Source organism: Myroides pelagicus (genome assembly GCF_009711055.1).
Lineage (GTDB): Bacteria > Bacteroidota > Bacteroidia > Flavobacteriales > Flavobacteriaceae > Flavobacterium > Flavobacterium pelagicum.
In genome coordinates this window covers 25,774-38,781 of record NZ_WMJY01000027.1, presented here as the reverse complement: position 1 = coordinate 38,781, position 13,008 = coordinate 25,774, and the positions used below count along the sequence as shown (strand labels likewise).

At 33.3% G+C, this 13,008-nt stretch carries 8 protein-coding genes; 4 read left to right on the top strand and 4 right to left on the bottom strand.

The genetic code is table 11. From position 1 onward, the window contains the following. Positions 1 to 250 precede the first annotated feature (250 nt). Complete coding sequence (metK, locus tag GJV77_RS11305; RefSeq protein ID WP_155036469.1) at positions 251 to 1,543, bottom strand: methionine adenosyltransferase; 1,293 nt, start codon at positions 1,541 to 1,543, stop codon at positions 251 to 253. A gap of 385 nt (positions 1,544 to 1,928) precedes the next feature. Here metK and GJV77_RS11300 point away from each other — a divergent pair, with 385 nt between their 5' ends. Continuing rightward, the gene (locus GJV77_RS11300; RefSeq protein ID WP_155036468.1) at positions 1,929 to 2,570 is read left to right on the top strand and encodes a carbonic anhydrase family protein; all 642 of its coding nucleotides are present in this window, start codon (positions 1,929 to 1,931) and stop codon (positions 2,568 to 2,570) included. A gap of 5 nt (positions 2,571 to 2,575) precedes the next feature. Continuing rightward, positions 2,576 to 3,226, top strand: coding sequence for a carbonate dehydratase (gene can / locus GJV77_RS11295; RefSeq protein WP_155036467.1), 651 nt, complete (start codon positions 2,576 to 2,578; stop codon positions 3,224 to 3,226). On the opposite strand, the gene GJV77_RS11290 is transcribed toward can, so the two are convergent. From GJV77_RS11290 to GJV77_RS11280, 3 genes are all read right to left on the bottom strand, one after another. Beyond that, complete coding sequence (locus GJV77_RS11290) at positions 3,223 to 4,404, bottom strand: LETM1-related biofilm-associated protein (protein ID WP_155036466.1); 1,182 nt, start codon at positions 4,402 to 4,404, stop codon at positions 3,223 to 3,225. The genes can and GJV77_RS11290 overlap by 4 nt on opposite strands. A 43-nt stretch (positions 4,405 to 4,447) precedes the next feature. Then, on the bottom strand, positions 4,448 to 5,815 hold the full coding sequence (gene rimK / locus GJV77_RS11285; RefSeq protein ID WP_155036465.1) for a 30S ribosomal protein S6--L-glutamate ligase: 1,368 nt from the start codon (positions 5,813 to 5,815) through the stop codon (positions 4,448 to 4,450). Between the two features lie 567 nt (positions 5,816 to 6,382). Beyond that, positions 6,383 to 8,914: an ATP-dependent Clp protease ATP-binding subunit gene (locus GJV77_RS11280; RefSeq protein ID WP_155036464.1), complete on the bottom strand. Its 2,532-nt coding sequence runs from the start codon at positions 8,912 to 8,914 to the stop codon at positions 6,383 to 6,385. 251 nt (positions 8,915 to 9,165) lie between these two features. Between GJV77_RS11280 and gyrA the strand changes: the two genes are divergently transcribed. After that, positions 9,166 to 11,670: a DNA gyrase subunit A gene (gene gyrA / locus GJV77_RS11275; protein ID WP_155036463.1), complete on the top strand. Its 2,505-nt coding sequence runs from the start codon at positions 9,166 to 9,168 to the stop codon at positions 11,668 to 11,670. A 24-nt stretch (positions 11,671 to 11,694) separates the two neighbouring features. Continuing rightward, entirely contained in the window at positions 11,695 to 12,966 is a 1,272-nt protein-coding gene (locus GJV77_RS11270; protein ID WP_155036462.1) for a tetratricopeptide repeat protein, read from the top strand. Positions 12,967 to 13,008 lie beyond the last annotated feature (42 nt).

The window sequence follows — 13,008 nt, the reverse complement described above, 5'->3', positions numbered from 1 at the left end:
CACTTAGAATCGATGTATTCTTACTTTTCAGTTGAATCTAAGTAGAAAAAAATTAAACCTTTCGAAAAGTATATAAGGTAGAATGTCTTTTATTCAAAAAAGTTATTATATGTAGATTAGTTAGAGAAATATCAATATATCTACCATTATTACATTTAATGAATATACATAAAAAAATAAGCAGTAGGAATATTAATATATACTACTGCTTATTTTTTTTATTTGTAAAGCTATTGATAGCTGAGTTTAATTATATATTAAACGCTTTTTTAATATCATTTACTCTGTCAAGTTTTTCCCAAGTAAATAATTCAACTTCTAATTCTTTAGTTTCACCACCTGGTCTAGTAAATGTTTTTGTTACTACTTGAGGTTTACGTCCCATATGTCCGTAAGCAGCTGTTTCACTGTAAATAGGGTTTCTCAATTTAAGATTAGTTTCAATATAGTAAGGTCTTAGATCAAATAGATTGTTTACTTTCTCAGCAATTTCCCCATCTGTTAAGTTAACATTATTGGTACCATAGGTATTTACATAGATACCTGTAGGTTTGGCTACACCAATTGCGTAAGATACTTGTACCAAAGCCTCATCCGCAACACCAGCTGCAACTAAGTTTTTGGCAATGTGTCTAGTAGCATAAGCTGCACTACGGTCAACTTTACTTGGGTCTTTTCCAGAGAATGCCCCTCCACCGTGAGCGCCTTTACCTCCATAAGTATCTACAATGATCTTTCTACCTGTAAGTCCTGTATCACCGTGAGGTCCTCCAATTACGAATACACCTGTAGGATTGATTAAATATTCAATTTCTTCATTGTTTTCGAATAGATACTTGTACTGTGGGTATTTATTTAATACGCGAGTGATCAGAATCTCTTTGATATCTTTGGTGATTTGCGTTTGCATAGCCTTTTCAGCGATGTCTTTAGCCTCAACTGTATTATCAGTTGGTTTGATAAAGTCGTCGTGTTGCGTTGAAAGAACAATGGTTACAATACGAATAGGCGTATTGTTGTCATCATATTCAAGTGTAACTTGGCTTTTAGCATCTGGTCTAAGATAAGTTACTTCATTGTTTTCTCTTCTTAATACTGATAGTTCTTGTAACAACTTATGAGATAAGTCTAAAGCTAATGGCATGTAATCTTCAGTCTCTTTAGTTGCATAACCAAACATCATTCCTTGATCGCCAGCACCTTGTTCTTCAGGGCTTTTTCTATCCACTCCTTGGTTAATCTCAGAAGACTGTTCATGAATAGCAGATAGAATACCACATGAGTTTGCTTCAAACATATATTCACTTTTAGTATAACCAATGCGTTTGATTACATCACGAGCAATTTGTTGTACGTCTAAGTATGTTTGAGATTTTACTTCACCAGCAAGAACTACTTGACCTGTAGTAACTAAGGTTTCACAAGCTACTTTTGAGTCTTTGTCAAAAGCTAAAAAGTTGTCAATTAATGCATCAGAGATTTGATCTGCAATTTTATCTGGATGTCCTTCACTTACAGACTCAGATGTAAAGTAATAAGCCATAATAATTATTTTTTTAGAATTAAAAATAGAGGAAATGGCTAAAGGGAATATATACAAGTATTTCTGCTTTAGCATTTTTTACCGAGGTTGCAATCAGTACAAATTTTTCCTCCTATGATTTACGTGGCAAATGTATTAACTATTTTAGAATCAATATAATCTTTTTTAAATTTTATATTAATGTTAACTATTGTTTCTTTTTATTATGATTTAGTTTAAAAGGTAGAATTATTAAGCTGAAAGTTATTTTAGGAGTTGTTTGATTTAGGCGAAATAACTTAATAAATGAGAATATGATAAAATTTTGAAAGTAAATTTTAATTAATAAACCTTAAGTGTGTTTTTTATTTACATTTGTCACGAAATTCATAACAATTAAAAAATAATGAGATTACACAACATCGAAGATCAACGATCTCTAACTCCTGAGTTAGCTTTGTCGTTTTTAAAAGAGGGTAATAAGCGCTTTGTAGCTAATTTAAAAGCGCATAGTGACTTGTTAGAACAAGTGAATCATACGCAAACTAATCAATTTCCATTTGCAATTATTTTGAGCTGTATTGATAGTAGAACTTCAGCCGAATTGATTTTCGATCAAGGATTAGGCGATATTTTTAGTACACGAATTGCAGGCAATGTATTGAATGACGATATTATAGGATCGATGGAGTTTGCTTGTAAATTAGCAGGGTCTAAGCTTGTTGTTGTATTAGGGCATTCTCATTGCGGCGCTATCACAGGTGCTTGTAAAGGAACTGAATTAGGACATTTAACTGATCTATTGGCTAAAGTAAAACCTTCTGTGGATCATATAAAAGCTACTAATCAAGGAATTGACATTGTATCGAAAGAGGCAGTAGATAAAGTAGCTTTTCACAATGTAGAATATACTATGGATCATATTTTGAATAAAAGCTCAGTACTTAAAGAGATGTATGAGGCTGGAGAAATAGGTGTTGTAGGAGCTTTTTACAAAGTAGAGACTGGAGAAGTTGACTTTATAAAAGAGATGTTTATACAAAAATAGTTATTTTGAAACATAACGATTTTTACAAAAAGATCCTTGAAAACAATAAAGCTTGGGTTGAAGAAAAGCTTTCTATTAATCCAAACTATTTCAAGCGTTTATCAGAGCGTCAGACGCCTCCAGTATTATGGATTGGTTGTTCTGATAGTCGTGTACCAGCAAATGAAATTATTGGTGCAGAGCCAGGTGATGTATTTGTTCATCGAAATATAGCTAATATGGTTATTCATTCAGATATGAATATGCTTAGTGTATTAGACTATGCAGTTAATATATTAAAAGTAAAGAACATAATCGTTTGTGGGCATTATGGCTGTGGTGGTGTTTTAGCCGCTATGAAGAATGAATCTTATGGACTAATAGATAATTGGATACGCCATATTAAAACAGTATATCGCTTGCACAATTTAGAGCTAGACAATATTGAAGATGAAACTGTACGTTTTAATCGCTTTGTTGAGTTAAATGTTCACGAACAAGTTTATGACTTAGCAAAAACTTCAATTGTACAAGAAGCTTGGGCTCGTAATCAAGAATTGAGTATTCATGGTTGGGTATATGGTTTAAATTCTGGTTATGTTACGGATTTAGAAGTTAACGTCACGAGTAATCAAGATTTAGATGCAGTTTATCAATTGCGTTTCAAAAAAATCTAATGCTTATCATCTGCTTTATTCTCATTAAAAGAGGAAGGTAATAAGGAAGGAATAAACTTTAGAATCACAGGTAATAAAACAGTGCCTCCAGGCATTAAGAATATAGCAAGAGAAGGGATGGTTTTGAGTGCGTCAATTGTTTGATTCTTAACCATCTTTTTTTCTTCATCGTTTAAGTCTCGGTATGTAGATTCAGCTAGCAACTTCATTAACTGCGTATTTTTCTGAAGTTCTTTGATGAGTCTTGTTTTGTTTCTAGTCAATAAAAACTCTATATAGCTTGTAGAGTTGGTTACAATATTATTTAATAGATTGGTGGACTTATAAAAAGAGTAATCCAGGTTTTGTGCCTCAAGCAGTTTCTTAAAGGTATTAATGCTTTCGTTTACATTTTCTTTCTCTTCTTTTAGTATACTAAAAGCTTCGTTGATTGCTTTAGGTATGACAAGTGTTTTGATTTCATTATCCCATGAATTACAGATAATGAAATCAATAATAAAGTTTAACCTTAAATTACTATCGTGATATAGTATTGGATCATTAAGGTCTTCATCTGAAGTTAGTTTCTTTAGAAAAAGAATTAAATGAATATCTTGTTCACTGTTTGGTCTTTTTTCTTCTTTAAACTTGATTAATATCTCAATGGCTTTTTCAATTAGGTAAGTAGTGTATACTTTAGGTTCTATATTGTTGGTTAAATAAGCTTCATAGGCAAGAACGTCTATGTATAGCAAAAGCATGTTGAGTATCGTGTTATTATTTTTAGATTGAGAGAAGAAGTGCTCTTTCCATCTCAAAGAGAGTATTTTTTCTAAGCGAGAATATGGGTTTTTCTCATCGAAAAAAGTGCTAAATAATGTATTTTTTTTCGGTATAATTAATTCATAGTAAGCAATTATTGACTCCACAAACTCATTTTGTTCAGAGTTTACACAAAGCTTATTGTGTACATTTTCTAAAAGTTGTAGGAAGCAGAACTTAGCAAGTTCTTCTTGAGTAAGTTTAAAAGTCTGAAAGATATTAGGGAGGTTAGCGATATTAATAATACCATAACTAAGACCTATTTTTCGTATTTGTAATTCAATAGGAATACTTTTATCTAAATCAAAGATTTGATAAGCCTGTTTGTTTGAAAAATATTTAACAATCCAACCGTTGATAGAAGGGTTAATAGGCATAAGGTTTCTTTTATAAAAAAAGAGTCAATGAAGACTCTTTTTATTATTTATAATTAAAATGTTTTTCAATAGCTTTAATCATTTCGCCTGCCACATCTTTATTTGTAGCACCTTCGATACCCTCCAGTCCAGGTGAAGAGTTGACTTCTAAAAGTAAAGGACCTTTAGCAGAACGAATAATATCAACACCAGCTACCTTTAAGTTCATTGCTTTGGCAGCTTTGATGGCTATTCTTTTCTCTTCTATGGTAGGTTTGATGACAGTGGCAGTTCCTCCTAAGTGAATATTAGCTCTAAATTCTCCTGGTATAGCTTCTCTTTGGATAGTAGCTACTACTTTTCCATCAACTACAAAGAGACGTAGATCTTTTCCATCAGCCTCTTTAATAAACTCTTGAACTAAGATATTAGCATTAAGGCTTTTGAAAGCATTGATAACGCTTTCCGCAGCTTTTTTTGTTTCTGCTAAAACAACTCCTTTTCCTTGAGTACCTTCTAATAGTTTTACAATCAATGGACTACCGCCAACCATCTTGATTAAATCATTGGTGTCCAAAGGAGAATTAGCAAATCCTGTGGTTGGTATATCTACTCCGTTATTTAATAATAACTGAAGTGAGTATAGTTTGTCTCTCGATTGCGCAATTGCTGTAGAGCTGTTTAAGCTAAATACTTTTAATGATTCAAAATGTCTAGTCAATGCACAACCATAATAGGTCATACTAGGTCTAATTCTAGGTATCACTGCATCAAAGTCGTTTAGCACGCGTCCTCCTCTATAGTGGATTTCAGGCTGATTAGCATCTAGTTTCATGTAGCAATACTTTAAGTTTAAGAAGTGCATTTCATGACCTCTTAATTCGCCTGCTTCAATTATTCTTTTATTACTGTATAATTCTGGATTACTTGCTAATAAACCAATTCGAAGTCCTTTTTTATCTGATTTAGATTTATTGTAATACTCTTCTAGTTTCTCAGTTGTGGGTTGTCCAAGCAAAAAATTCTTTTCTGGATCTACTAAGATGCGTCCACTCATTGCTTCTCTCCCTAACAGCATACGGTACCCCATGGAGTCACGATTTGTTAGTGTAACTTCAATTTCCCATGAGGCTTCGTTTAATACGATATTCGTACGAATTACATAACGTGATTCTCTTGATCCACTTGAGCTTTTTACGATTCTTTTATCTACTACTTTCGCTTCACAGCTAATAATTGTTTTTCCATTATTTTGTAGTGGGTTGACATCAAACTTCACCCACTTTTCACCATCTTTATCAAATGGAATAATATTAACTGCATGTAAAGCAGAAGTTTTGGCTCCTGAATCTACGCGAGCTTTTATTGCTGGGATATTAAAAGTAGGAAAAGAGCACCACTCTTCACTACCAACGATAACTTTATCTAACATATTATAATATTGTATTGCGAATGTAGTACATTATGTATTATACCATTCACTTCATTGAAAAAAAAATAATAAATTAATTACTAGATAATACTTGCATTATTACAAGTTACACATTTATTTTGAAATTACTTAAATCTTTATAAATGACTTAGAAGCTAATCTTATAATGTAGCCTACATTATAAGGATAGTTAGTAAATCTAAGTTTTTATTAGGGATAGGTAAATGAGAAAAGAGTGTAAGGAGGTTTTAGTTCATGTGATTAATGTTGAAGTGTAAATATGATACAACGAAGTTTTGTACAAATCAAGGATCTATGAACGTTATGTTTTTTTAACTCATAAACCTAGTATCGTTTCAGAGCTTGTTGTTTTTGTTAAGTAAATGTCTATTATTTTATTCTACAAACAAATTTAGAGATAACTCGGTGACAACAAAAGCGAATTTTTTAGATTAGTTAAGTAGTGTTTAAATTATAAGTAGGAGTAAATATCAGTGAAAGGAAATAGGAGTAATGATGGAGTCAGATAAAAAAAGGAGAGTATTTTAAACTCTCCTTTTTCTAATATTACGATTCGACTGTGATTTTAAGTTCTTCTTTATTATCTTCAAGGGACATAGTAATTGTATCTCCTAGTTTTATTTTAGAGTTTACAATTTCTTCTGCTAACGGGTCTTCAATGTATTTTTGGATAGCCCTTTTTAGTGGTCTAGCACCGTATTGTTTGTCAAAGCCTTTCTCTGCGATAAAGTCTTTAGCTTCTGTGGTAAGCTTAAGTGAATAACCTAGATTATTGATTCGCATATATAATTTTTCTAATTCAATATCAATGATAAGGTCAATATGTTGTTTTTCTAATGCATTAAATACAACAATATCATCAATTCTGTTTAAGAATTCAGGAGCGAAAGCTTTTTTGAGAGCATTCTCAATAACTGATTTGGAATGTTCTTGCGATTGGTCTTTCTTAGCTTGTGTACCATAACCTACACCTTGACCGAAGTCTTTTAATTGGCGCGCACCGATATTAGATGTCATGATGATAATCGTGTTTCTGAAGTCCACTTTTCTGCCCAAGCTATCTGTTAGGTGTCCGTCATCTAAGACTTGTAAAAGAGTATTGAATACATCGGGGTGTGCTTTTTCGATTTCATCAAATAAGATAACTGAGTATGGTTTTCTTCTTACCTTTTCTGTCAATTGACCACCTTCTTCGTAACCAACATATCCTGGAGGCGCACCAACTAATCTAGATACAGCAAATTTCTCCATGTATTCACTCATGTCTATGCGTAATAGTGATGATTCTGAGTCAAATAATTCTTTAGCAATGACTTTGGCCAACTGTGTTTTACCAACACCTGTTTGACCTAAAAAGATAAATGAACCAATAGGCCTATTAGGATCTTTTAAGCCTGCTCTGTTACGTTGAATTGCTTTGGCTATTTTTTCAACAGCTTCATCTTGACCGATAACTTTTCCTTTTATTAGTTCAGGTAGTTTAGCAAGTTTTGTAATTTCTTTTTCAGCAATACGATTGACAGGAATACCAGTCATCATCGAAACAACATCCGCTACGTCGTCTTCTGTAACAGTTACTTTATTTGTCTTTACATCATCTTCCCATGTTTTTTGAGCAATTAGAAGATCTTTTTCTATTTGTTTCTCGCTATCTCTAAGTGCCGCGGCCTCTTCATATTTTTGCTTATTAACCATCTCGCTTTTACTCTCGCGAACTTCTTCTAGTTTTTTCTCTAAATCAAGTATGTTTTGTGGAACATTGATATTAGTGATATGTACTCTAGAACCAACTTCGTCTAGAGCATCAATAGCTTTGTCCGGAAGAAAACGATCGCTCATATAGCGATTAGTTAAGTTAACACATGCTTCGATTGCTTCAGGGGTATAAGTTACATTGTGATGACTTTCGTATTTATCTTTGATATTGTTTAAGATGATGATAGTTTCCTCTACAGAAGTAGGTTCAACAATTACCTTTTGAAATCGTCTTTCTAAGGCACCATCTTTTTCGATATGTTGTCTAAACTCATCAAGTGTAGTCGCACCAATACATTGAATTTCTCCTCTAGCTAAAGCAGGTTTGAACATATTAGATGCGTCAAGTGAACCAGTAGCTCCTCCAGCACCAACTATAGTATGTATTTCATCAATAAAAAGTATGATATCATCATTTTTTTCAAGTTCATTCATTACAGCTTTCATACGTTCTTCGAATTGACCTCTATATTTGGTGCCAGCCACTAGACTGGCAAGATCAAGTGTTACAACACGTTTGTTGTATAGTACTCGAGATACTTTTTTCTGAATAATTCGTAAAGCTAATCCTTCCGCGATTGCTGATTTACCAACTCCAGGTTCACCAATTAATAACGGGTTGTTCTTTTTTCTTCTACTTAGGATCTGAGATACACGTTCAATTTCTTTTTCCCGTCCAACGACAGGGTCTAGTTTTCCGTTCTCAGCCATTTCAGTAAGATCTCTACCGAAATTATCTAAAACTGGAGTTTTCGTTCTTTTATTTGATTTAGAAGAAGGAGTGTCAGTTGTGTCAGCTTTAAAGCTGTCATCTTGTCCTTCTTCATCAAAAGCTTCTGCTTTTGGTAAATCGGTTGGTTCGTCTCCAAAGACGTTATTAGCGTCTTGTTGGTTTAAATATTCCTGCTTAATAACGTCATATGTAACGTTTAGTTTTGCAAGGATTTGAGTAATAGGATCATCACTATTTTTAAGGATACAAAGAAGCAAATGAGCAGTGTTTATCTCATTGTTTTTAAATACTTTAACCTCTAAATAAGTTAATCTTAAGGCTCTCTCAGCTTGTTTAGTTAAGTGAAGCGAAGCTTTCTCATTCACTGGAGTTGCTGGAGTTGAGTTAGAACTTAGTGCGACTATTTTGCGGCGTAAAAACTCAATATCTATATCTAAATTGTGTAAAATGCTTGATGCTTCACCTTGCTCAACTTTTAGTATACCTAGTATAAGATGTTCAGTGCCAATAAAGTCGTTACCTAATTGAATGGCTTCGTCTTTACTGTAAGAGATTACATCTTTAACTTCTTGTGAAAAATTATCGTCCATGTTTTATAATTTTTAATAGGTGAAAATATATTAACAATAGAATTGCAAAAAGTGTACCTTCTATGAAAGACTGACACTATAGCTAATATGGTGAAAAAAAAGCTATTAAAAAAGATGAAATTAATGAATTTTTAAAGTTTGTAAAATGTGTTGTTTTTTGCTGAAATACTTAAGAAAAAACATGGCAAGAAGGTATTAATTCTGTATATTAGCACGTTTAATATTTAGAGAATTTTAATTTTATTATACTTATGTCTGAAGGAGAAAAGTTGATTCCTATAAACATAGAGGAGCAAATGAAGTCAGCATACATTGATTATTCGATGTCGGTGATCGTTTCTCGTGCTCTTCCTGATGTTAGAGATGGCTTAAAACCTGTTCATCGAAGAGTATTGTTTGGAATGTATGAATTGGGTGTATTATCAAATAGAGCACACAAAAAGTCTGCAAGAATTGTAGGGGAAGTGCTAGGTAAGTACCACCCACATGGAGATAGCTCAGTGTATGACACGATGGTGCGTATGGCTCAAGATTGGAGCATGCGATATTTACTTGTTGATGGGCAAGGTAACTTTGGATCAGTAGACGGGGATAGTCCAGCGGCTATGCGTTATACTGAGGCGAGAATGAAAAAGATTTCGGAAGAAATTCTTGCTGATATAGATAAAGAGACCGTAGACTTTCAGTTGAACTTCGATGATACGTTAGAAGAACCAAAGGTAATGCCAACGCGTATTCCTAATTTATTAGTGAATGGGGCATCAGGGATTGCTGTAGGTATGGCCACGAATATGGCACCTCATAACTTGAGTGAGGTAATCGACGGTACATTAGCTTATATAGATAATAACGATATTGAGATTGATGAACTAATCAACTATATCAAGGCTCCAGATTTTCCTACAGGTGGTATCATCTATGGTTATGAAGGTGTTAGAGAAGCATTCAAGACTGGTCGTGGGCGTGTAGTAATGCGTGCTAAGGCTAATATTGAAGAAGTTGATGGTAGAGAGTGTATTATTGTCACTGAAATACCTTATCAGGTAAATAAGGCAGAAATGATTAAAAAAACTGCCGAAGCAATCAATGAGAAAAAAATAGATGGTATTGCTACAATTCGCGATGAGTCGGATAGAAAAGGTATGCGTATCGTTTACGTATTAAAGCGTGATGCAGTGCCTAATATTGTATTGAATACACTTTATAAGTATACACAATTACAATCATCATTTAGTGTAAATAATATTGCACTTGTAGAAGGAAGACCTCAGATGCTTAATCTGAAAGACTTAATCTATCACTTCGTTGAGCATAGACACGATGTAGTTACTCGTCGTGCTGAGTACGAATTGAGAAAAGCTGAAGAGCGTGCTCATATTTTAGAAGGATTGATTATTGCTTCGGACAATATCGATGAAGTTATTGCTTTAATTAGAGGTTCTAAAAACACAGACGAGGCAAGAGCTAAATTAATAGAACGCTTCAGTCTAAGCGAAATTCAAGCAAGAGCAATAGTAGAAATGCGTTTACGTCAATTAACCGGACTAGAGCAAGATAAACTACGTGCTGAGTATGAAGAAATTATGAAATTAATCGATCATTTGAAAGCTTTATTAGCTAGTAAAGAATTGAGAATGAATTTGATTAAAGAAGAGTTAGTAGAAGTTAGAGAAAAGTATGGTGATGAGCGTCGTTCACAAATTGAATACGCTGGTGGTGATGTGAGTATCACTGATTTAATCGCAGATGAACAAGTAGTTATTACTATTTCTCATGCGGGTTATATCAAACGTACACCACTATCTGAATACAAAACTCAGAATAGAGGAGGAGTAGGACAGAAATCTGCTGGTACACGTGATCAGGATTTCTTAGAGCAAATGTATGTGGCAACAAACCACCAGTATATGTTGTTTTTTACTCAAAAAGGAAAGTGTTTCTGGATGAGAGTTTATGAAATTCCAGAAGGATCAAAAACAAGTAAGGGTAGAGCTATTCAAAACTTGATCAATATCGAGTCAGACGATAAGGTGAAAGCATTTATTTGTACACAAGACCTTAAGGACGAAGAATATATCAATAGTCACTTCGTAATTATGGCAACTAAAAAAGGTCAGGTTAAGAAAACACCATTAGAGCAATATTCTAGACCACGTCAAAATGGTATTAATGCTATTACAATCAAGGAAGACGATGAGCTACTAGAAGCAAAATTAACTGATGGTAAGAGTAAAGTTTTGATGGCTGTTCGCTCTGGTAAGTTAGTACGATTTGACGAAGAGAAAACTCGTCCAATGGGAAGAACAGCTTCGGGAGTTAGAGGTATTACATTAGCTGATGATAATGATGAGTTAATCGGAATGATTTCAGTAAGTGATTTGAATAGTGAAATTCTTGTGGTATCTGCAAAAGGATATGGTAAGCGTTCAGCTCTAGATGAATACCGTGAAACAAATCGTGGTGGTAAGGGAGTGAAAACAATGAATATCACAGATAAAACTGGACAGTTAGTATCTATTAATTCTGTGACTGATACTGATGACTTGATGATTATCAATAAGTCTGGATTAACTATCCGTATGCGTGTATCAGACTTAAGAGTTATGGGACGTGCAACACAAGGTGTGCGCTTAATAAATATTAAGGATAATGATTCTATCGCTGCAGTATGTAAGGTAATGCAAGAAGAAGATGAAGATATTATTGATGTATCAGATGAATCAACAACAATTGATACATCAAATACCGAAGAATAAATAAACACTTTAAACTATAAGATGATGAATAGAAAGTATGCATATCTATTATCAGCGTTAATGATTTCGGGAGTTTCTTTAGCGCAAAAGAAAGAATTAAAAGAAGTAGAGAAAGCTATTAAAAAAGGTGATATTGCTGAAGCACAAGCTGCATTGAAAAATGTTGAAGCTGTTTTGGAAGCAGCTTCTGACGAACAGAAAGCAGCTTACTACGGTTTGCAAGGTAATATAGCATTTTTAGAAATTGAAGCAGATAAGAATATCGATAAAAACGTTGAGACTATATTGGCTTCGTATAAAAAAGTAAACGAGTTTGAACCTAATAAAAATAGTAAAGTAGTAAAGAAAGCAGCTGAGGAACTTAAAACTGTTGGAAATAAAGTGGTTAATCAAGCAATGGAAGATAATAGTTCTAAGAACTTTAAAGGTGCTTCTAGACGTTTTAACCAAGCTTTCTTATTAAACCCTAAGGATACTATTTATTTATACTATGCTGCCTCTATGGCTTTAAATGCTAAGGACTATGAGAATACAGTAAAGTATTATGAGGAGTTAATTGACCTAGGATATAATGGAAATGAATCTTATTATACAGCAGTTGAAAAAGCTTCTGGTGAGGTACAAAGCTTCGGGAGTGATAAAAAAATGCGTGATTTAATGGTTAAGCAAGGAACACATAGTGATCCTAAATTTGTAAAAGAAGATTCTAAACAACCTGAAATCGTTAAAAACTTAGCTTTAATTTATTATCAAGAAGGTAAATACGATGAAGCAGAAAAGGCGATTATTGCAGCTAGAAAAGCTAACCCTGATGATATCAACTTATTATTGACACATATGGATTTATACCTTAAATCAAATAATATGGGGAAATATGAGGAATTAGCAAAAGAGGCTTTGGCTAAAAATCCAAATGATGATGTACTATTATACAATTTAGGTGTTACTAGTTACCAAGCTGGTAAATTTGAAGATGCTGAAAAATATTATAACCAAGCATTGCGTGTTAATCCTAAATCTGAAAATGCGTATTTAAACTTAGCTGTTTTAAAGCTTCGTTCGGATGAGGAAATTACTAATCAAATGAATAACTTACCTCTAACTGCTGCAGGTGATAAAAAATACAAGGTATTATTAGCTGAGAAGCACAGTATTTATAAAGCAGCTATGAATGATCTTGAAAAAGTGATTACTATTAATCCTAATAATCAAGATGCTGTTATCATGTTGAAAGATATTTATCGCGCATTAGAAATGAACGATAAGTTAAAAGCGCTAGAAGCTAAGACTAATTAGTATATTAGTTTCTATATATTAAAAAGGGGTTATCTGTATGCA